The sequence below is a fragment of the Streptomyces sp. NPDC005878 genome, assembly GCF_040629815.1.
GTDB lineage: Bacteria > Actinomycetota > Actinomycetes > Streptomycetales > Streptomycetaceae > Streptomyces.
Map to the genome: position 1 here is coordinate 143,875 of NZ_JBEXWK010000014.1, position 19,434 is coordinate 163,308.

20 protein-coding genes are annotated in these 19,434 nt (G+C 75.3%); 13 read left to right on the forward strand and 7 right to left on the reverse strand.

From position 1 onward, the window contains the following. The first annotated feature begins 113 nt into the window (after positions 1–113). Positions 114–1,007 carry a hypothetical protein gene (locus ABZ404_RS21510; protein ID WP_358834326.1) on the forward strand — a complete coding sequence of 298 codons (894 nt, stop codon included), beginning with the start codon at positions 114–116 and terminating at the stop codon, positions 1,005–1,007. 110 nt (positions 1,008–1,117) lie between these two features. Beyond that, positions 1,118–1,399: a chaplin gene (locus tag ABZ404_RS21515; RefSeq protein WP_358834327.1), complete on the forward strand. Its 282-nt coding sequence runs from the start codon at positions 1,118–1,120 to the stop codon at positions 1,397–1,399. Positions 1,400–1,527: 128 nt separating this feature from the next. Here ABZ404_RS21515 and ABZ404_RS21520 read toward each other — a convergent pair whose 3' ends face one another. Both ABZ404_RS21520 and ABZ404_RS21525 read right to left on the reverse strand, forming a co-directional pair. Then, entirely contained in the window at positions 1,528–2,406 is an 879-nt protein-coding gene (locus ABZ404_RS21520; RefSeq protein ID WP_358834328.1) for a tyrosinase family protein, read from the reverse strand. Positions 2,407–2,440: 34 nt separating this feature from the next. Beyond that, positions 2,441–3,037 (reverse strand): tyrosinase family oxidase copper chaperone, encoded by a 597-nt coding sequence (locus tag ABZ404_RS21525; protein WP_358834329.1) that lies wholly within the window; start codon positions 3,035–3,037, stop codon positions 2,441–2,443. A gap of 533 nt (positions 3,038–3,570) precedes the next feature. Here ABZ404_RS21525 and ABZ404_RS21530 point away from each other — a divergent pair. Then, on the forward strand, positions 3,571–3,885 hold the full coding sequence (locus tag ABZ404_RS21530; protein ID WP_358834330.1) for a hypothetical protein: 315 nt from the start codon (positions 3,571–3,573) through the stop codon (positions 3,883–3,885). 102 nt (positions 3,886–3,987) lie between these two features. On the opposite strand, the gene ABZ404_RS21535 is transcribed toward ABZ404_RS21530, so the two are convergent. From ABZ404_RS21535 to ABZ404_RS21550, 4 genes are all read right to left on the reverse strand, one after another. Further along, positions 3,988–4,488: a DUF5949 family protein gene (locus ABZ404_RS21535; protein WP_358837593.1), complete on the reverse strand. Its 501-nt coding sequence runs from the start codon at positions 4,486–4,488 to the stop codon at positions 3,988–3,990. 270 nt (positions 4,489–4,758) lie between these two features. Further along, a complete protein-coding gene (locus ABZ404_RS21540; RefSeq protein ID WP_358837592.1) occupies positions 4,759–5,073 on the reverse strand; it encodes a hypothetical protein in 315 nt (104 codons plus the stop codon). Between the two features lie 320 nt (positions 5,074–5,393). Continuing rightward, a complete protein-coding gene (locus ABZ404_RS21545) occupies positions 5,394–5,633 on the reverse strand; it encodes a chaplin (protein ID WP_358837591.1) in 240 nt (79 codons plus the stop codon). A gap of 103 nt (positions 5,634–5,736) precedes the next feature. Beyond that, the gene (locus tag ABZ404_RS21550; protein WP_358837590.1) at positions 5,737–5,976 is read right to left on the reverse strand and encodes a chaplin; all 240 of its coding nucleotides are present in this window, start codon (positions 5,974–5,976) and stop codon (positions 5,737–5,739) included. A gap of 376 nt (positions 5,977–6,352) precedes the next feature. Here ABZ404_RS21550 and ABZ404_RS21555 point away from each other — a divergent pair, with 376 nt between their 5' ends. The 9 genes from ABZ404_RS21555 (at position 6,353) to ABZ404_RS21595 (ending at position 17,294) form a co-directional block, all read left to right on the forward strand. Beyond that, complete coding sequence (locus ABZ404_RS21555; protein WP_358837594.1) at positions 6,353–7,483, forward strand: glycosyltransferase family 4 protein; 1,131 nt, start codon at positions 6,353–6,355, stop codon at positions 7,481–7,483. Beyond that, the gene (locus tag ABZ404_RS21560; RefSeq protein ID WP_358990684.1) at positions 7,480–8,955 is read left to right on the forward strand and encodes a sugar transferase; all 1,476 of its coding nucleotides are present in this window, start codon (positions 7,480–7,482) and stop codon (positions 8,953–8,955) included. The genes ABZ404_RS21555 and ABZ404_RS21560 overlap by 4 nt, the downstream gene beginning before the upstream one ends. Before the next feature lie 2 nt (positions 8,956–8,957). Further along, positions 8,958–10,367, forward strand: a complete 1,410-nt coding sequence (locus ABZ404_RS21565) for an O-antigen ligase family protein (RefSeq protein WP_358834563.1) — start codon at positions 8,958–8,960, stop codon at positions 10,365–10,367. After that, positions 10,364–12,193, forward strand: a complete 1,830-nt coding sequence (locus tag ABZ404_RS21570; protein WP_358834562.1) for a lipid II flippase MurJ — start codon at positions 10,364–10,366, stop codon at positions 12,191–12,193. Before ABZ404_RS21565 ends, ABZ404_RS21570 begins: the two co-directional genes overlap by 4 nt. Continuing rightward, complete coding sequence (locus tag ABZ404_RS21575; RefSeq protein WP_358834561.1) at positions 12,183–13,052, forward strand: polysaccharide deacetylase family protein; 870 nt, start codon at positions 12,183–12,185, stop codon at positions 13,050–13,052. The genes ABZ404_RS21570 and ABZ404_RS21575 overlap by 11 nt, the downstream gene beginning before the upstream one ends. Then, on the forward strand, positions 13,049–14,335 hold the full coding sequence (locus ABZ404_RS21580) for a glycosyltransferase (RefSeq protein ID WP_358834560.1): 1,287 nt from the start codon (positions 13,049–13,051) through the stop codon (positions 14,333–14,335). The genes ABZ404_RS21575 and ABZ404_RS21580 overlap by 4 nt, the downstream gene beginning before the upstream one ends. Then, positions 14,332–14,976, forward strand: a complete 645-nt coding sequence (locus tag ABZ404_RS21585; protein ID WP_358834559.1) for a lipopolysaccharide biosynthesis protein — start codon at positions 14,332–14,334, stop codon at positions 14,974–14,976. Before ABZ404_RS21580 ends, ABZ404_RS21585 begins: the two co-directional genes overlap by 4 nt. Continuing rightward, positions 14,973–16,151, forward strand: coding sequence for a GNAT family N-acetyltransferase (locus ABZ404_RS21590; protein ID WP_358834558.1), 1,179 nt, complete (start codon positions 14,973–14,975; stop codon positions 16,149–16,151). The genes ABZ404_RS21585 and ABZ404_RS21590 overlap by 4 nt, the downstream gene beginning before the upstream one ends. Before the next feature lie 105 nt (positions 16,152–16,256). Then, entirely contained in the window at positions 16,257–17,294 is a 1,038-nt protein-coding gene (locus ABZ404_RS21595; RefSeq protein ID WP_358834557.1) for an MBL fold metallo-hydrolase, read from the forward strand. A 79-nt stretch (positions 17,295–17,373) separates the two neighbouring features. On the opposite strand, the gene ABZ404_RS21600 is transcribed toward ABZ404_RS21595, so the two are convergent. Next, on the reverse strand, positions 17,374–18,291 hold the full coding sequence (locus ABZ404_RS21600; RefSeq protein ID WP_358834556.1) for a helix-turn-helix domain-containing protein: 918 nt from the start codon (positions 18,289–18,291) through the stop codon (positions 17,374–17,376). 274 nt (positions 18,292–18,565) lie between these two features. On the opposite strand from ABZ404_RS21600, the gene ABZ404_RS21605 reads away from it, so the two are divergent. Further along, positions 18,566–19,237: a hypothetical protein gene (locus ABZ404_RS21605; protein WP_358834555.1), complete on the forward strand. Its 672-nt coding sequence runs from the start codon at positions 18,566–18,568 to the stop codon at positions 19,235–19,237. Positions 19,238–19,434 lie beyond the last annotated feature (197 nt).

The following is a 19,434-nucleotide window of genomic DNA, read 5'->3' on the forward strand; positions in this document are numbered from 1 at the left end:
CACGCCCATCCGGTACGGACACGCCCACGGATACGGCCCTTCCGGTGATGCCCGGAGTATTCCTATGACGATCTGGTCTTCTCTCCGCATTCCTGTCGAAGGGTTTGTCCGGCATGCACAACATCTCTGGTTCCGTCGCCCGGGCCGCCGTGGTGGCGGGCCTGGTCACGACCCTGGGTACGGCCTACAGCGCGGCCGCCGCCCCAGGCGATCCGGCCGGGGAGCGCGCCTCGGCACAGCAGGGCACGGCGGCCCCGTCGGCCGCGCGGCAGGGCGACCGTACGGGCGACACCACCGTTGACTCCGCCTCGGGTCCCCGCGACGACCGCGACGACCGTGAGAGCGGCGGTTACGGCCACCACGCCCACCAGAGCCATCAGTCCCACCAGGGCCGTGACGACGGCGGGCACCGCGGCGACCGCGACAACCACGACGCATACGGCCGCCCCGGTCACGACCACGACCACGACCACGACCACGGGCACGGATACGACCACGGACACGGGCAGACACCCGACCACGGGCACAGCACCGGCCACCACCCCAGCACCGGCCCCGGCACCCCCCACCGAGGCGACTACGGCGAGGAGCAGCAGGGGCAGGAGCACGGCGGCGACACCCCCCGCCCGCGCCCCTCCCACCCCCACCCGCATCACCCGCCGCATCACCCCCCGCACCACCCCAAGCCCGCCCCCACCCCGCCCACGCACCCCTCCCCCGTCCACACCCCGCCTCCCGGCCACTACACCCCCACGGGTGACGACAGGCCGCCGCAGCACGGCGGGCCCCCGGAGCAGGACACGCCCCAGCAGCAGGGACAGCCGCCGCACCAGGACACGCCCCCGCGGCCCGGCACGCCGCCCCCCACCACGCCTCCGCAGATGGCGCACACCGGCAGTGACCGGCTTCCGCTCTTCCTCGGGGCGGCCGGCGGCACCCTGCTGATCACCGGTGGAGCCGTGGTGGCGCTGGGCCGGCGCGTGGCCCGGCATCAGCAGACGCAGTAAACCTCCGTTACTTCTGCACGCCGGGCGCGTTTAGCCATGACAACTGCGGCTTTGCGGTGGCCGACGGCCCTCGGGAGCCCTGAAGCGTTGGAACAAACAAGGAGAACTTGATGTCTCGTATCGCGAAGACCGTCGCCGTCCTCGCCGGAACGGGCGCGGTGGCGCTGAGCGGTGCCGGCATGGCCACGGCCGACGCGGGGGCGCACGGCGAAGCGTCGAACTCCCCGGGTGTGCTGTCCGGCAACCTGCTCCAGGTCCCGATCCACGTGCCGGTCAACCTGTGCGGCAACACCATCAACGTGATCGGCCTGCTGAACCCGGTGTTCGGCAACCACTGCGAGAACCAGAGCGGCCACCACGGCGACCACCACGGCGGCAGCTACGGGCACTGAGCCGGGCCGTCCTCGACGGCTCGGCCCATGAGCGGACGGCCCCCGGGTTCTCCCGGGGGCCGTCCGTGTGTCCACCGCGCGCGGCGGGCGCCGCCCGAGCCTCAGTCGGCGTACTTGTAGCTCCTGCCTCAGTCGGCGTACTTGTAGATCTTGCTGTGGTCCAGGAGCGCCGCCGGGGTGGTGTGCCACGGGGGCATCCGCTCGTTGAGGGCGGCCACCCGCCCGCGCTGGGGGTCGTCGCGGCCCGGCGGCCGGGCGGGCCGGTAGCCCGACTTGGGGTGGCGGGCCTGCCAGCGGGACCAGATGAGGTCGACGAAGGCGTGGTGGAGCCAGAACACCGGGTCGTTGACGGCCCCGCCGCCGATCATGGTGCCGCCGATCCAGCGGTGGACCCGGTTGTGGGTGCGCATGGTGTCGGTGCGCTTGCCGTCCGTCCAGCCCTCCATCTTGTTGCGGAAACCGGTGGGGCTGAGCGAGTTCCACGGCGCGACGTCGTAGACGGAGTCGGCGAGCGCCCGGTTGAGGTCCTCGCGCGGCGGCAGGTCCATCCGGCCGCCGCGCCCGTGGGCGTTGGCGAGGTCGCGGGTGAGGAAGGGGTCCTCGGTCACCGCGGTCTCGATCGTCCAGTTGCCGTGCCGGTGGGCGAAGGGCCCGGTCGTCACCTGGAGGTCCTCACCGCGCCCGGTGCCGCCCATGAAGTCCTCGGCCCACAGCGACGACGAGGGCGAGTTGTCGCGCGTCCAGTCCCAGTACGGGACCGTCACCTTCGGGTTGACCTTGCGCAGTTCGTTCTCGAAGTCCAGCAGGAAGCGGCGGTGCCAGGGCAGGAAGGACGGCGCCATGTGGGCGACGCGCAGGCCCTCGTCCCCGTCGCCGACGAAGTACTCGATGTGCGTGCGCACGAACCGGTCGTACCGGCCCCGGCGCTTGAGCTCCAGGACGGCGTTGACGAAGGCCCGCTTCTCGGCCTTCGTGAGGTTCTTCTGGTTCTTGCGGATGTACACCATGCGGGTTGTCTCACCTGGCCTGTCGGGTGCGGGGTCACTTGCCGTGGAGCGGGATCTCGGCCAGGCGGGCGGGCCCCAGGGCGTCGACGGCCGCGCGGACGGCCTCCAGCGGCGTGGCGTACGAGGTGTAGTGGTCCATGGCGCTGATGTACGTGCCGTCCGCGCGGCGCATCAGATGCAGCCGGCGGCCGTCGATGAGCGCCTCGAACCCCGCCCCGGCGGCGCTGGTGCCGCCCGGACCGGCGTGCGGGAGCACCGCGAGGGTGCCGGGCGGGCGCTCGGGCAGGCGGCCGGTCGCCGCGGCGGTCGTCTGCGCGTGCATGTCGGCGAGGACGGTGCGGCCCTGGATGCGCCGGCCCCGGTAGTTCTCGTCGAAGGCGGCGGGCAGACCACTGTCCTGGGCCCCCTTGTCGTCGGTGCCGGTCCACAGGTCGGCCGGATCGGCCGGGCCGGCTCCGCTGCGCTCGGCGGCGTCGATCCGGGCGAGGGTGCCGCCGGTGAAGCCGACGACCGTCAGGGTGAACAGTCCGCGCAGCACGTTGCGGCGGCTGGAGGCGGGGGCGGTCCCGTACGGGCGGCGGGGCCGGAACAGGCCGGCGCGGCGCCTCGGTACCGGGTCTTCGGTGATCACAGGGTCTCCGTTCTGCCCGGGGGCCGACCAGGTGCGTACGGGCCGGGGCTGATCGTTCACAAGGGGGCATTCGGGACAACGAGACCGGCCGGAAACCGTTCCGGTCGAGATTGATCAATTGGCGTCGGATCCGGTGATCGGCCGTGACGTCCGGGGCGGCCGGTCGTTGGAGCGGGTAGGGCAGAGGAGAATGAACGCCTGCCGGGGTCCCGGAAGTCATCACACTTCCGGGGCCTTGGTCTTTTACCCGGTCGCGGCGGGCGACGAGCCCCCCCCTCCCCCGGATGGCGCGCGGCCCGGACGCGTGCCCGGCGAGGCCCCTTCTGACAGCTGCGGCCCCTTCTGACGGCCCGGCACCTGACAGCCCGGCACCCGGCGGCCTCGCGTCCGAGCGGCCCGGCCGGTGGCCGGCTGACGGTCCGACAGCCCCCGACACTCACTTGCAGTAGCCGCGCGCTCGCTCAGCGCGACAAGTGCTCATGATCGGATTAGCGTCCTAGGTGTCCGTGTTCACCACCTCAGGAGCACCGAAAATGACGTTTCGTCAGATAGCTGTAGTCGCCGCCCTGTCCGCCGTGGCGATCCTCCCGGTCGCAGGCGCCGCCCAGGCAGCGCCCCAGACGGCCCGTACCCCGGCATCGGCGGCACTCTCGTGCGGGTACGGCGACCACTGCAACGACAAGGACCACCGGGACCACGGCCGCTACGACAACGGTGGCAGCTACGGCCACGAGGGCCGCGACGACCACCACGGCCGTTACGACCACGACGGTCGTTACGACCACGACGGCCGTAACGACTACCGGCACCACGAGGGTCTCCTCGGTGTGCTGGGGTGGCTGCTCTAGCTCCCGGCCGGTCGGCACATGAGAACGGCGTGTGCCGCGGACCTCCCGTCCGCGGCACACGCCGTTTCCGTACGCTCCCCTGCCCCGGGGGCCGGCCGGCGACTACCCGCGCAGGCGGCTGACCGGCAGAACACAGTGCCCCGCACCGGTGAGCGTCCGCTCGTCACCGACGAAGGCCCGCATCGCCTCCTCGGTGAGCCGGGTGCCCGGCACCGCCTCGGGCCAGGCGCGGGTGGTGAAGATGAAGTGCGCGGCGCCCTCGGCCCTGGCGGCCTCCATCCATTCGGGGGGCGTGACGCACTGGACGCGAAGCTGAGGCAGCGTCAGGGTCACCTGGCCGCCCTCCAGCAGGAGCGTCAGCGGCAGCCGCGCCCCCTGGGCGGCGTCGTGGACGGTCCCGGCCGGCATGCCGATCTCCTCAAGCAGTTCCCGGACGGCCGCCTCGGCGCCCTCGGCACCGCCCTCGCCGTCACCGAGCGGGTACACCAGGAGAAAGGCCACGTCGCGGTCCTCCTCGAAGTGCGGGCCACTCCACGCGAGCAGGGAGAGCGTGCCCAACTGGGCGGTCCTGGCAGGGCTTGCGGCACTGGTAGCTGAGGTCATGCCGGGACTCTAGCGACATGAGGGAGACACCAGGAACAAAGGCCACTCGTTAGGGCGAATCGGATTGCGCCGCGCTCCGGCCCGGACGCCCGGCCGCCGCCCCTTCCGGCCCGGCCCCGCGCCTTCGGCCCCGTCCGGGTCCCCACCCCCGGGCACCGGGACCGTCCGCGCTCCCAGGATTCCCGCCACCGAAATTCCGCAATTCGCCCCCAATACGGCGAAATACCGCCTCGTGTTCTCGCGAGGGAAATGCGCCGCTTTCCGCTTTCGTCAGTGGGGGATCGGAAGGCCGCCGAGAAGGGCCCCCGGGCCGATGCCATTGGTCTTGTTCGCGCTGCCCGTGGCCTGGGAGACCGTGTGGAACAGGGAGTCCTTGCTCTGCGGGTCGAGGGCGTCGGTCTGGACGACCGTCGGCGGCGCGGGGTTGGTCAGGGCCTCGTTCGCCAGCGTCTCCACACCGCCGTTGAGGCTGGTGGGGACCGGGCTGCCGCCCATGCCGCCGGCCGCGAACGCCGAGCCCGCGGACCCCACCACCGCCAGCGAACCGGCTACGACCGCGGCGACCTTCATCGACTTCATCATCATGTCCTTCCGGTGGCGACATTTCGTCGCGGTTTACCGATGGCGTGTACGCCTTTGCACCATGGGGAAGTGGCACGCGCTTCCCCTTGGCTAACGACCCCCCGGCCCGAGGGAAACCCAGCAATCCGGAAAACGTTGCCGGACCACTCGTACGAAGGGGCCGCAGTGGCGCCCTTACCGGAAGGATCCTCGTATCAGCATCCTGTAGCCACCGAGCCCCCACCCCTGGGGCCAGGTCCCCGAAAACGGCGAAACCGCCCTTTCCCCGCGGGGGAGGGCGGTCCGCACACGGCCCGGCCGTGCTGAGGCGACGCGAGGGTGCGTCAGTCGTTCTTGCACTCGATGCCGAACGCCGGGTTCAGCAGCCCGATGATGTCGATGCTGTTGCCGCAGAGGTTGATCGGCACGTGCACCGGCACCTGGAGGAGGTTGCCGGACAGGACGCCCGGGGAGTTGGTCGCCACGCCTCCCGCGTGGGCGTCGGCGGCGGCGACACCGGCACCGCCGGCGACGGCCGCGGCGGCAGCGGCGGAGAGGGCGAGAGCCTTGGCGGTACGCGACATGAAGAAGCGCTCCTCTTGATGGGGGACGGTGGCCGGGCGTTGTCGCCCGGCCTGTCTGTCAACGCAGGTCAAAGGCCCCGAGTTGTGGCCCGACTGGGTGAACTCAGTCGTTCTTGCACTCGTTGCCGAAGGCGGGGTTCAGCAGCGCGATCACGTTGACGGTGTTGCCGCAGAAGTTCACCGGCACGTGCACCGGCACCTGGATCAGGTTGCCGGACAGGACGCCCGGGGAGTTGTGCGCCTGACCCGACGCGTGGCTGTCGGCGGACGAGACACCGGCGCCGAGAGCCACGACGGCGGCACTCGTGCCCGCCATCGCCACGGACTTGACAATTCGCTTCATCACTTTTTCCTTTCAGGGCAAAGATGAGGCACTTCCCTCAACGAGACGGTTGACGACGGGATACGGATGATCACCCGATGGGACACTCCGAAACACATTCATGACGATCCCCGGCGGCAAATGCGGCTACAGTTGCTGCCCACCCATTGCCCACGTGAAACAGCAGTGCGCCGGAGGCTCGGCCATCCGGCTCAGCAATGCGGAATTGAGTGGCCGACCCGGGGGATAGACACCCGTTCGGCGGGCCGCTTATACGAATACCTTCCCATGGGCGGAGTGACCTCGCGTGCAGCCGCAATTCCCCGACACCGGACCGGAAACCCGGCCCGCGCCGCACCTCCCGCATTCCCCGCGCCCCCCGCACGTCCCGCACGTCCTGCACCTGGTGCAGCCCGTCGACGGCGGGGTGGCCCGGGTCGTCGCCGACCTGGTGCGCCATCAGCTGCGGGGCGGGATGCGGGTGTCGGTGGCCTGTCCGGGCGGGCGCCTGGGCGCGGAGGCGGCCCGGCTCGGCGCCGACACGTACACCTGGGAGGCGACCCGCTCCCCCGGGCCCGGCCTGCGCGGCGAGACCGTACGGGCCGCGCGCCTCGTCCGCCGGCTCCGGCCCGACGTCGTGCACGCGCACAGTGCCAAGGCCGGGGTGGCGGCGCGGCTCGCGGTGCGCGGCCGGGTGCCGACCGTCTTCCAGCCGCACGCCTGGTCGTTCGAGGCCGTCACCGGCCCCCTCGCGCTCGCCTCGCGCGCCTGGGAGCGGGCGGCGGTGCGCTGGACCGCGCGCCTGGTGTGCGTCAGCGAGGGCGAACTGCACACCGGCGAGCGGGCCGGGGTGCGCGGGCCCTCGGTGGTCGTCCCCAACGGCGTCGACCTCACCCGCCACCGCCCGCCCGCGCCCGGCGAGGACGTACGCGCCCCGCTGGCCGCCCTGCGGGACGTGGACGCGCACGCGCCCCTGGTGGTGTGCGTGGGGCGGCTGTGCCGGCAGAAGGGCCAGGACGTGCTGCTGGAGGCCTGGCGGGAGCTGTCGGGCGAACTGCCCGCCGCCCGCCTCGCCCTGGTGGGCGAGGGCCCCGACGAGGCGGCCCTGCGCGCGGCGGCGCCCGCGTCCGTCCTGTTCGCCGGGGCGGTCGAGGACCCCACCGGCTGGTACCGGGCCGCCGACGTCGTGGTGCTGCCCTCGCGCTGGGAGGGCATGGCACTGGCACCCCTGGAGGCGATGGCCTGCCAGAAACCCGTCGTCGTTACTGATGTGGGCGGCTCGTCCCAGAGCCTGCCGCCCGGGCACGCCCCGCTCTGCCTCGTCCCGCCGGACAGCCCGCGGGCGCTGGCCCGGGCCGTCGGCGCTCTGCTCCGCGACGCGCCGCTGCGCGACACCCTGGGCCACCAGGGCCACCAGCACGTGACCACCACCCACGATGTGCGCCGGACGGCGGAAGCGATCGCGGACCTCTACCGCGAACTGACCGGCGCCCGGCGCTCCGAGTGCAGGGAACCCACCTTCAAGTGACTGCGGACAACACCGTTCCCTCCCCCAAAGGGGGCGTTCCTTCCCCGGCGGGTCCGCGCCGGGGCGGCGCGGCCGCGGCGGGATCCGTCTCGACGGTGGCGGCGCCCGGCCGGACGCCCGTGCCGCCGCCGCTGCCGGTGCGGCGCGCGCCGCGGCCGCGTACGGACACCGCCCTGATGGCCGTGGACGGCTGCGCGGTCCTGCTCGGGGCGGCGGCGGGCGGCGCGGAGCAGGCGCGGACGGCCACCGCCGCGCTGGTCCTGGGCGTGCTTGTCCTGCACGGGCACGCCGGGCTGTACCGGCCGGGCGCCCTCGCCGCCGCGCGCGGCGCCCTGGAGGAGGTGCCCGCGCTCGCGTTCCGGGCGGCCGTGGCGTGGTGCGTGCTGGCGGCCGTGCTCCCGGGTCCCGCGCTCGCGCTGCCGGTGCTGGCCGCCTCCTGCGCCGTACAGACGGGGGCGAGCACGGCCGGGCGCTCCGCCGCGTACGCGCTGCGCCGGTGGCGCGCCGCCCGCGCGCCCCGCCCCGCCCTCGTGGTGGGCCCGGCGGGCGCGCTGCGGCTGACCGCGGCGCTCGGACGCCGCCCGAGCGGCGGGATCCGCCCGGTCGGGGTGGTGGTGCCGCAGTTCCAGCCGGTGCCCGAACCGGTCGGGGTGCCGGTGCTGCGCACCATCGAGGAGGTGCAGCGCGCGGTCATCCAGAACGGCGTCCGCGACGTGCTGTTCACCGACGCCGACGCCGCCGACCCCACCCTGCTGCTGCGCCAGCTGGAGAGCTGGGGCTGCGCCCTGTGGTACGTCGACACCCGCGCCCCGGGCGTGGCCGGGCGGGCGGTGCGGGGCGAGGAGCTCGCCGGGTTCCCGGTGCGCCGGGTGCAGGCGGCCGGGGTGCGCCGCCCGGGGTTCGCCGTCAAGCGGGTCCTGGACCTGTGCGTGGCGGTGCCCGCCCTGCTGCTGGCCTCACCGGTGCTGGTGGTGTGCGCGCTGCTGCTGCGCGCCGGCGACGGGCCCGGCGTGGTCTTCCGCCAGGAGCGCGTGGGCCGCGACGGGCGCCCCTTCACCCTGTGCAAGTTCCGTACGCTGCGCCCCGCCGACGCCCACGAGGCCGCCACCCGCTGGAGCGTCGCCGACGACGAGCGCATCGGCCGCACCGGCCACTTCATGCGACTGACGTCGCTGGACGAGCTGCTGAACCTGTGGAACGTGGTGCGCGGCGACATGAGCCTGGTCGGCCCGCGCCCCGAACGGCCCTACTTCGTCGCCCAGTTCGGCCAGTCCCACCCCGGCTACTGGGCCCGCCACCGCATGCCCGCCGGCATCACGGGCCTGGCCCAGGTGGAGGGCCTGCGCGGCGACACCTCCATCGAGGACCGGGCCCGGTACGACAACTACTACATCGACCACTGGTCGCCCTGGCAGGACGTGTGCGTGCTGCTGCGCACCGTGGCGTCCCTGGCGCGTTCGACGGGGAGCTGACGATGAGCCGGAACGCGGCGGCGCCGCCCCGCACCACCGCCCCGCCCCCGCGGGCCCCGCACCCGGCCGTGCGCCGCCCTCTGCACCTGCTGCCGCTGCTCGCCGTCCTCGTGCTGCTCGCCGCGCCACCGCCCGGCGGCGCGGGCGGCGAGGGAACGGGCACCGGAACACCCGCCGACGCGGCCTGCGCCGTCCTCGCGCTGTGGGCGCTGGGCTCCTCGCTCCGGTCCGGGGCGCGCCCCCTGGCCCCGGCCGCCGCGGTCCTGTTCGGCGCCGCCGCCGCGGGGATCGCGGTGGCCGCCGCCGGGGCCGGAGAGGCCGGGGAGGCGCTCGCCGGGCTGGCCCGCTATCTGGAGATCTTCGTCCTGGTACCGGTGTCGGTGCTCCTGCTGGTGCGCGACCGCCGCGACTTCACGGTCGTCGCCTGGGCGCTGGTGGCGCTCGCCCTGGCCGAGGGGGCGGTGGGGGTGCGTCAGTACGCCACCGCCACCGGCGCCTCCTACATGGGCGAGGACATCCGCGCCGTCGGCACGTTCGGCGCCTCCGACATCATGGGCATGGCCACCGTCGTCGCCCTCGGGCTGGTGTGCGCGGTGGGCCTCGCGCTCGCGCCCGACGCCCGCGCGGGCCGCGCCCAGCGCCCGGTGGCGCTGGTGTGCGCGGCCGCGCTGCTGCTCCCCCTCACCCTCTCCTTCAGCCGCGGCGCCTGGATCGCCGCCGCCGTCACCTGCGCGGCGCTGCTCCTGCTGGCGGGCGTGCGGCGGGCGGTGACGGTCGCGGCGGCCGTCCTCGCCCTCGCCGTGGTCGTCGTCGGCGGCGCCGGAGCCGGGACCGCGCTCCTGCAGGAACGCCTCACCAGCATCACCCGCGTCACCGACGCCCCCGACCAGTCCGTCACCGACCGGTACACCCTGTGGAGCGCCGCCGCCGCGATGTGGCGCGAGGCGCCCCTGACCGGCGTCGGCCTCAAGGGCTTCCCCGCCCACCGCGACAGCCACGCCCCCCTCGCCCTGTCCTCCGGCAGCGACACCGCGGGCGCGGGCGCCGCCTTCCGCCGCCAGCCGCTGCTCTCCCCGCACAACATGTACCTCCTGGTCCTGAGCGAGCAGGGGCTGGTGGGGGTGTGCACCCTGGTCGCCGGGTGGGCCGCGCTCCTCGTCGCCGCCCTGCGCCGGCTGTACGCGGCGGCCGCGGGCCGCCGCCGCGACCGGGACTGCGGTCTCGCCGCCACCGGCCTGCTCCTGTGGCTCCTGGTCGACTTCTTCTACGGAGACATCGGCGGCCCCTCCACCGTCCTGACCGCCCTCGCGCTCGGCCTCGCCGCCTGGTGGGCCCTCGCCCCGGACGGCGACGCCGTCCCCGAAGACGCCGTATCAGAAGACGCCGTATCCGAAGAGGCCGTACGGCGATGAGCGACGCCTCCCCCACCGCGCCGGGCCCGGTACCGGCCCACCGCCAGGACGGCGGCCCCGCCCCGGAGCCGAACTCCGGCGGGTTCCTGGCCCGGGCCGCCGCCGTCACCGCCGCCCTCACGGTCGCGGGCGCGGTCCTCGGGCTGCTGCGCGACCGGACGTTCGCGCACGTCTTCGGCGCGGGCCCCGACACCGACGCGTTCCTGGTGGCCTGGACGGTGCCGGAGGTCGCGGCCACCCTCCTCATCGAGGACGGGCTCGCGCTGGTGCTCGTCCCCGCGTTCAGCCTCGCCGCCCTGCGGCGCGACCGGGGCGGCCCCGACCCCGTGCGGGCCCTGGTCGCCGCCACCCTCCCCCGGCTGCTGGCGGCCCTCGCGGCGGCCGCGGCGCTGCTGGCGGCGGCGGCGCCCGCCCTGGTGGACCTGCTGGCACCCGGCCTGCCCGAGCGGGCCCTGGCCGTGGACTGCACCCGCGCCACCGCGACCTGCGCCCTCACCTTCGGCCTCGCCGGCTACTGCAGCGCCGCGCTGCGCGGCCACGCCCGCTTCCTCGCCCCCGCGACGATCTACGTGGCGTACAACACCGGCATCATCACCGTGCTGCTGGTGTGCGGCCGCGCCTGGGGCGTACGGGCGGCGGCGGCCGGGGTCGCGGTGGGCGGCGCCCTGATGGTCGCGGCCCAGGTGCCGTCGCTGTGGCGGGGGATGCGGCGCACCGGACGGCGCGGGGCACGATGGCGCGACCCCGGTCCCGTCGGGGACGCCTTCCACGGCCGGGGCGATCCCGGCGGCGACCGGCGGTCCGGCGCCGGCCGCGCACTGCGGCGACGGTGTGCCGCGCCGCGGGGACGCGGCGGGCTTCACCGGCGCGGCCCGCGCACCATCCCCGGGCAGCGCCGGCCGGTGAAGCGGCCGGGGCGGCCCGGGGAAGCACCCGGCGCCGTGCGCCTGGCCATGGTCGCCCCCGTCGTCGTCTTCGCGCTCGGCCGCCAGTGCCAGACCCTGATCGAGCGCCACCTCGCGGCCCCGCTGCCCGCCGGGGCGATCTCGCACCTCAACTACGCCCAGAAAGTGGCGCAGATGCCGATGGTGCTCTCCCTGATGCTGTGCACGGTCACCTTCCCCGTGGTCGCCCGGGCGCTGGCCGCGGGCGACACCGAGCGGGCCCGCCGGCGCGTCGAGGGCGATCTGCTGGTGGCGGGGGCGATCGTGCTGCTCGGCGGCGCCGTCGTCGTCGGCTGCGCCCCGCAGATCGTCGAAGTGCTCTTCCAGCGCGGCGCGTTCGGTCCCGCCGACACCGCCGCCACCGCCGCCGTGATGCGCGTGTACGCGCTGGGCCTGCTCGCCCAGACCATGGTGGGCGTCCTGGTCCGCTCCTTCTTCTCCGCGGCCCGCCCCACCTGGTACCCGGCCGCCACCATGCTGGTGTGCCTGGGGGTCACGGCCGGCGCCGGGGCGTGGGCGGCGCCCCAGTGGGGGGCGCGCGGCATCGCCGCCGCCAACGCCCTCGGCATCGCCTGCGGCGCGCTGCTGCTGTTCGCCGGCGCGGGCCGCCGCCCGGTCGGCCTCGCCCGGCTCCGCGTCGGCGGCGAACTGCTGAAGCTCACCGCGGCCGGGGCGGGCGCCGCCACCGCCTGCTGGTGGTGCGCGGCCCGCGTCGCCGACCCGGCCGCGGCGCTCGCCGCCGGCTCCCTCGCGGCCACGGCCGCCTTCCCCGTGCTGGCCCGCGCCGCCCGCGTCCGCGGCTTCGCGCCGCTGACGCTGCTGCGGGCGCTGCCGCGCCCGCTGACCCGCCCCCTGACCCGAAGGCCGAGGCATGCCCGTTGACACCCCCGCCCTGTGGGCGGCGATGTACCACTCGGTCGGCGCCCGCGCCGACGCCCGCGAGGACGACCCGTACGGCATCACCGTCACCCCCCGCCGCCTGGAGCGGCAACTGCGCTGGCTGCGCGCCCGGGGGCTGCTCGGCGTCGGCATGGCCCAGCTGCTGCGGTCCCGCGCCGCCGGCGGCGGCACCCGACTGGTGGGCCTCACCTTCGACGACGGGTACGCCGACTTCACCGAGGAGGCGCTGCCGCTGCTGCGCCGCTACGACTGCACGGCCACCGTCTTCGCCCTGCCCGGACACCTGGGCGGCACCAACGACTGGGACCCGCTCGGCCCGCGCCGCCCGCTCCTGGACGAGGAGGGCCTGCGGCGCGCCGTGACGTGGGGCATGGAGATCGGTTCGCACGGCCTGCTCCACACCGACCTCACCACCGCCGACGACGACACCCTGCGCCGCGAGACCGCGGAGAGCCGCGCCCTGCTGCGCGCGCTGACCGGCCGGGACGTGCCGGGGTTCTGCTACCCGTACGGCCGCTGCGACCAGCGGGCCCTCGACGCGGTGCGCGCGGCGGGCTACAGCTATGCCTGCGCCATCGACCCCGGCCCCCTGACCGGGCGTTACGCACTGCCGCGCGTCCACATCGGCGAGGGCGACACCAGCTGGCGGCTGCACCTCAAACGCCGGCTGCACCGCTGGCGGCGCCGCCCGCCCGGCGACGGCCCGGGCGCCGGCTTCCTGCCCGAGGACCGCCCGGCCCCCCTCGCCCCGCCCCGCCGCCCCCAGGACGGCAACACCCCCGGACCCGCCCCCGAGGAACCGGCCCAGAGCCGTCCGGCGCCGGAGCAGGAGGCACGGTGAGAGTCCTGCATGTCATCACCGGCCTCGGCGTCGGCGGCGCCGAACAGCAACTGCGGCTGCTCATCGGCGCGTTGCCCGCGTCCTGCGAGGTCGTCACCCTCACCAACCCCGGGGCCGTCGCCGAGGGCCTGACCGCCGACGGCGTACGGGTGCACCACCTCGGCATGGCCGGCAACCGCGACCTGAGCGCCCTGCCGCGCCTGACCCGCCTGATCCGCCGCGGCCGTTACGACCTGGTCCACACCCACCTCTACCGCGCCTGCCTGTACGGGCGGGCCGCCGCCCGCCTCGCCGGCGTCCGTACGGTCGTGGCCACCGAGCACTCGCTGGGCGCCGCCACCATCGAGGGCCGCCCGCTCGGCGCCGGGGTGCGCGCCCTGTACCTGGCCTCCGAACGCCTGGGCACCTCCACGGTCGCCGTGTCCGCGACGATCGCCCGGCGGCTGCGCGAGTGGGGCGTGCCCGCCCGCCGCATCCACGTGGTGCCCAACGGCATCGACGCGGACCGCTTCCGCTTCGACCCGCTGCTGCGGGCCCGCGCCCGCACCCTGCTCGCCCTGCCGCACGACGCCTTCGTGATCGGCGGGGTGGGCCGCCTGGTCGCGGGCAAGCGCTTCGACGTCCTCGTCCGGTCCCTGCCCCATCTGCCCGGCGCGCGTCTGCTCCTGGTGGGCGGCGGCGAGCAGGAGGCGGCGCTGCGGGCGCTGGCGGCGCGGCTGGGCGTGGCCGGACGGGTGTGCTTCGCGGGCGAGTGCGCGTACGAGGGAGGCGGCGGGGGCCTGGATCTGCCCGCCCTGCTCGCCGCGGCGGACGTGCTGGCCTCGCCGTCGGCCGACGAGGCCTTCGGCCTGGCGGTGGTGGAGGCGCTGGCGGCGGGCCTGCCCGTCGTCTACGCGACCTGCCCCGCCGTCGACGACCTGCCCCCCGGCCAGGCGCCGGGCGCGGTACGGGCCGACCCGGCGGGCTTCCTCACCGCGCTGCGGGCCGCGAGCCAGGCACCGCCCGGCCGTCTGCCCGTGCCCCCGGCCGTCGCGCACTACACGATCGCCGCCTCGGCGGCCCGTCTGACGGCGGTCTACGAGGCCGCCCTGCACGGCACGACCCCCGTCCTCGGCAGACAGCACCCGCCCCTCGCCGCGAACGCCCCGGCCGTCCCCGACGCCCCGGACCTCTCGGCCCGCACCGACACCCCGGACCCCACCAACACCCCTGTCTCCCCAGCCCCGTCAGACCCGTCAGACCCCTCAGACCCGTCAGTCACGTCAGGAGTGAGCGCACGATGAGCCGATCCCCCAGCCCCTGGCGCCGGACGCGGTCGCACCCCGCTGCCCGGCCGCTGCCGAGGTGGTGGCCGCTGCCGGTGTGCGCGCTGCTCGGCGCGGCCGCGGGCGGCGTGTACGGACTGGCCCGCCCCGCCGAGTACTCCGCGACCAGCTATGTCGTGGTGACCCCCACCGGCACGTCGGACCCGGCGACCGCCCTCGGCTTCGCCCAGGCGTACGGGCGGGTCGCCACCCAGGTCGCGGTGGTCGGCGACGCGCAGACCTGGGCCGGGGTGCCCGCCGACACGATCCGCCGCAAGGTGCAGACGGCGACGTCCCCGGACGCGCCGATGATCGCCATCACCGGCACCTCGGAGCGGCCGGGCGAGGCCGCCGACATCGCCAACGCGGTGGCCCGCTCGCTCACCGTCAACGGCGCGCACACCGAGGCCAGTACGGGCGTGCGCCTGGTGCAGTTCTCGCGCGCGGCCCGCCCCGTCGACCCCTCCTCTGCGCCCCCCTCCCTGACCGCCCTGGTGGGCGGCTGCGCCGGCGGTCTGACCGGCGGTCTCGTCCTGCTCGTCCGGCCCGCCCGGCGCGAGCCCGCGCCCGTACCGGCGCCCGCCCTGCCCGTCGGCGCGCCCTACGGAGGCGCCCGGTGACGGTCACGACGGCCCGGGACACCGCCCTGGTGGCCGAGGTGTGCACGGACAGCGGCCGCTTCGCGGGGCTGGCGCGCGAGTGGCGGGACCTGCACGGCCGCTGCCGCACGGCCACCCCCTTCCAGAGCCACGCCTGGCTGCACTCGTGGTGGACGTCGTACGGCGTGAGCGGCCGGCTGCGCCTGGTGCTGGTGCGCCGGGACGGCCAACTCGTCGCCGCCGCCCCGCTGATGCTGGTCTTCCGCCCCTTGCGCACCCTGGTGCCGCTGGGCGGCGCGATCACCGACTTCACCGACGTGCTGCTGGACGACTCCTGCGCGCCGCAGGCGGCACGGACGCTGGTGGCCGCGGTGCGCGAGGCGGCGGGCGGCGCGCTGGTGGACCTGCACGAGGTACGCCCGGGCAGCGCGGCCGAACTGCTGCTCGCCCACTGGCCCGGCCTGAGCGCCCGCCTGCCGGACTCGGTGTGCCTGGAGCTCCCGGCCGCCCCCATGGACGAGCTGCTGGCCCGCCTCCCCTCGAAGGCGGCCCAGCGGGTACGCGCCAAACTCCGCAGGATCGACGCGCTCGCGGTGGACGAGCGGGCGGTGGCGTCCGGGGAGGTCCCCGCCGCCCTCGACACCCTGCTCACCCTGCACCGGTTGCAGTGGCGCGGGCGCGGGGTGACCCGCGAGCACCTGCGCCCCCGGTTCGCCGAACACCTGGACCGCGCGGTGCGGCTGATGGTGGCTCAGGGAGAGGCGGTGCTCACCGAGTTCCGCCTGGACGGCACGGTGGTGGCCTGCGACCTCACCCTCCAGTCCCCGTCCCTGTCGGGCGGCTACCTCTACGGCGCCCACCCCGTCCTGCGCGCGCACAAGGTCGACGTGGCCACGATGCTGCTGCGCACCTCCGCCCGCCGCCTGGACGGCAGTGGCCGCGCCGTACTGAGCATGCTGCGCGGCTCCGAGACGTACAAGGGCCACTGGCGCCCCGGCACGGTCCGCAACGAGCGCTTCCTGCTGGCCCACGGCACCCGCGCCGCCCCCCTGCTGTGGTGGTGCGCGGGATACCTGCGGGCGCGGCGCCGGGCGGCGGTGATCGTACGGGGGCTGCGCGCCCGGCGCCCGGCGGCCACCGCCGGGAAACCGTCCCGGGCGCACGGACCCAACTCCGCGCAGAGCAGCGGGACATAGGGACCGGCGCGAAAGGGGGCTCGGGGGTACGCGGTCGGCCATGCCCGCCCGCCCGGCGCCGGAACGCACCACCGGAACGAGAGCCTCGCCCCCACAATTGCGGGCATGCTGATTCCTTCCGAACTCCTCCGGCTCGACGAGCGTGTCCACGCCTGGCTGCCTCACTCCCCCGGCACCTGGGGCATGGCCAACTGCGTGGTCGTGGGCTCCGAGTCCGACGCCCTGCTGGTGGACACGCCCTACACCGCCGGCCTCACCCACGCCCTGCTCGCGGCCGCCCGCCAGGTCCTTGCGCCCGGCGCCCGGTTCTCGACCGTCGTGAACACCCACGCCAACGGCGACCACAGCTACGGCAACGGCCTCTTCCCCGACGCGGAGATCATCAGCACCGAGGCGAACCTGGCGCACCTGTGCGCCGAGCCCACTCCTTCGCAGCTCCAGGCCGTCCTCGACGGGTGCCGGGCGGAGGTGCCCTTCGAGCGGTATCTGCTCGCGCACTTCGGCCGCTACGACTACACGGGAATCGACGTCGTCCCGCCGACCCGCACCTTCAGCGGCCGTCTCGACCTCCTCGTCGGTTCGACGCCCGTCGAGCTGTACGAGGTGGGCCCCGCGCACACCGCGGGGGACCTGGTGGTGCATCTGCCGGAGAGCGGTGTGGTGTGCGCCGGGGACGTCCTGTTCGCCGGGGACGTGCCGGTGCACTGGGCCGGGCCCCTGGGCGGGGTGATCGCGGCCTGCGCGCGGATCCTCGCCCTCGGCCCGCGCGTCGTCGTGCCGGGCCACGGGCCGCTCATGGGGCAGGACGAGGTGCGCGCGTACATGGCGTACCTGGAAGAGGTGCGCGGACGCGTCCACGAGCTGCACCGCGCCGGTACCGGAGTGGAGGAGGCCTCGCGGGTGGTGCTGCGGGAGCTGCGGCGCCCGGGGCTGGGGCTGTGGGAGCGCCTCGCCGTGCTGACGGCCGTGGAGTACCGCCATCTCGACGGCTGTGACGAGCCGTTGAACCTGGTGAACGTTCTGGACGCGGCGGTGCGGCTCGCCCCGGACTGCGTACCGGAGGCGGTCGCCGGGCGGCCGGAGCTGGTGGCGGGGCTGCGGGACCGGCTGCCGGGTGGGCAGACGGTGGCGGCCGAGAGCTGACGGACCCGCCCGGCGGGCCGCCGGTACCGGGAGTCCTCGCGCACCCGGTACCGGCCGCCCGCCCCTCCCCCGCCGGCGCTCACGCCGCGCGGCGGGCTCTCCCCTCGCGCCCGGGCGCGGCCACGCCCGGGAAGTCGAACGGGGTCAGGACGAAGGTCAGCCGCGTCAGGCCCAGCGCGTGCGCGCGGGTCGGGATCTCCTCGACCAGCCGGCAGACCTGGAGGCCGCGCCGCGGATCGGGATGGCGCAGGACGCGCAGCGGGCCTTCCGGGTGGGCGAGGTCCGCGGCGCCGTCCGGGGCGCAGCCCTCCAGCGCGTCGCGGCACAGGGCGCGCAGCGAGGGGCGGCGGTGCACATCGGCGTGCAGGGCGCGCAGCGCGGAATCGTGGGGGTACTGCTCGCGCGCCGCGGCCAGCGCGGACAGCAGGGAGATCCGCCAGTCGGCGTGGTTGGCGAGGATGCTCCCGGCCTCGGGATGCAGCAGTCCGAACCGCAGGAAGCTGACGGCGGGATCGGCGTCCGCGTGCGCGCCCAGACCCGCGAACAGGTCGTGGTAGGCGTCGTTGGCGGCCTGCACCTCCCACCGGTGGTCGATCAGCAGGGCGGGCAGCGACAGCGCGTTCATCATGACGTCGTAGTCGGCGAGGACCGCCTGGGCGGCCTTGCACGACGCCCGCCCGCCGTGGACGGGAGGCCGGCGCACCCGGGCGGGGAAACGGCCGACGGTGAGCCGGAACAGCCGCTCCACCTGGTAGTCCGACATCTCCAGGACGTCGGCGAGGGCGAGGAGCTTGCCGTCGGTCCACTCCTTGACCCGGCCGCGCTCCCAGTTGCCGTACGCGCGCGAGCTGACCCCGAGCCGTTCGGCCACGGCCTCCTGGCTCAGCCCGAGGCGGCTGCGGCGGCCCCGGATGAGCTCCTGGAGCGGTTCGGGGCGTGCGGGCCGGCCACCCGTCCCCGCCCGCGCCGGGTTCTCGAACCCCAAGACCTCACGCATACCCACCGTCATGGCCATCCCCGTCCCCGTCCCCGTGGTGCGGGATCCCCGGGCCGCTCCCCCGGGGGGCGGCCGCCGAATGAAGTCCCGCGCGGCGACGTTGTATTGACACTCCGTCACCTTTGTCGTGATCCTGCAACTCCCCCACCACCCATGTCAACCAGGCTTTCCCGCCAGGGAAAGCCGGCTTTGCCCCGGGGGGTGGGTTCAAGCCGCCGCAGTCGTTACGCTCGGGCCTTCGAGGAGCGACGGCGGGGTACGACCAGGGGGTGCCGTGACTGACGCCTGCGGGCTCGACGCGATGCTGGACCGCGTACAGGCCCTGATCGAGGAGCTGGAACGGCGGCCGGAGGACGTCCTGGACGCCGTGGAGCTCTCCTACGCCTCGGGGGTGCCCCCGGCGGACGTACGGGAGCTGCTCGCCGGGGGACGGGTCGCCGACCCCGGGGTGGCGGCCCGGGTCCAGCAGCGCCTGGAGCTGCTGATGAACACCCGCAGGAGGTGCGGCGACGGCGTCGTGCGGCCCGTGGGGGAAGCGGTGGCCCCGCACACCCAGGCCGAGATCGCCCAGGGCATCGGCGTCACCCCCCAGGCACTGCGCGCCTACCGCAAACCGGACCATCCCGCCGTCCCCAGCGTCCACACGGTCCTCGGCATCAGCGAGTGGTTCCGGGTGCACTCCGGCTGGCTCACCGAACCGGCCGACCGCGCCCTGGCCCGCGTCCTGCGCGAGCGGCTCCAGGAGCTGGAACGGCAGTCCGCCCAGCGGGAGATGGAACGGCTCCTGCACGACCGGGGCGTACGCGCCCACGCCTTCCGGGCGGTCGGCGCGCTCCCCCGGCAGAAGCTGGAGGCGCTGATGACCCTGCTCGGCTGCGACCCCGAGAGCACCGATCCCGCCGAATCCACCGGCCCCCCGCCGCTCGGCGCCACCCCCGGCCGCTGACCCACTCCCCCACCCTCCCCTCCCCCACCAGCCACTTCCACGCCCTACGCCCCGAGACGCCCCGGAAGGAAGACCGCACCCCCAGGAAACGACCATGGCGAGAACTCTCCCTCCCCCACCACGGGCGGTTGACGCTGTGTCCGCCTCCCGGTAGAAGCGGGGCGCGCGGCGTCACGCCGTCCGCCAAGTGACCGGAT

Bases quoted from the DNA above. Each gene is read 5' to 3' on its own strand.
- ABZ404_RS21535 (WP_358837593.1), bottom strand. From the start codon at position 4,488: ATGACCTCAGCTACCAGTGCCGCAAGCCCTGCCAGGACCGCCCAGTTG.
- ABZ404_RS21515 (WP_358834327.1), top strand. From the start codon at position 1,118: ATGTCTCGTATCGCGAAGACCGTCGCCGTCCTCGCCGGAACGGGCGCG.
- ABZ404_RS21540 (WP_358837592.1), bottom strand. From the start codon at position 5,073: ATGATGATGAAGTCGATGAAGGTCGCCGCGGTCGTAGCCGGTTCGCTG.
- ABZ404_RS21585 (WP_358834559.1), top strand. From the start codon at position 14,332: ATGAGCCGATCCCCCAGCCCCTGGCGCCGGACGCGGTCGCACCCCGCT.
- ABZ404_RS21600 (WP_358834556.1), bottom strand. From the start codon at position 18,291: ATGCGTGAGGTCTTGGGGTTCGAGAACCCGGCGCGGGCGGGGACGGGT.
- ABZ404_RS21565 (WP_358834563.1), top strand. From the start codon at position 8,958: ATGAGCCGGAACGCGGCGGCGCCGCCCCGCACCACCGCCCCGCCCCCG.
- ABZ404_RS21575 (WP_358834561.1), top strand. From the start codon at position 12,183: ATGCCCGTTGACACCCCCGCCCTGTGGGCGGCGATGTACCACTCGGTC.
- ABZ404_RS21510 (WP_358834326.1), top strand. From the start codon at position 114: ATGCACAACATCTCTGGTTCCGTCGCCCGGGCCGCCGTGGTGGCGGGC.
- ABZ404_RS21520 (WP_358834328.1), bottom strand. From the start codon at position 2,406: ATGGTGTACATCCGCAAGAACCAGAAGAACCTCACGAAGGCCGAGAAG.
- ABZ404_RS21550 (WP_358837590.1), bottom strand. From the start codon at position 5,976: ATGAAGCGAATTGTCAAGTCCGTGGCGATGGCGGGCACGAGTGCCGCC.
- ABZ404_RS21530 (WP_358834330.1), top strand. From the start codon at position 3,571: ATGACGTTTCGTCAGATAGCTGTAGTCGCCGCCCTGTCCGCCGTGGCG.
- ABZ404_RS21545 (WP_358837591.1), bottom strand. From the start codon at position 5,633: ATGTCGCGTACCGCCAAGGCTCTCGCCCTCTCCGCCGCTGCCGCCGCG.
- ABZ404_RS21595 (WP_358834557.1), top strand. From the start codon at position 16,257: ATGCTGATTCCTTCCGAACTCCTCCGGCTCGACGAGCGTGTCCACGCC.
- ABZ404_RS21570 (WP_358834562.1), top strand. From the start codon at position 10,364: ATGAGCGACGCCTCCCCCACCGCGCCGGGCCCGGTACCGGCCCACCGC.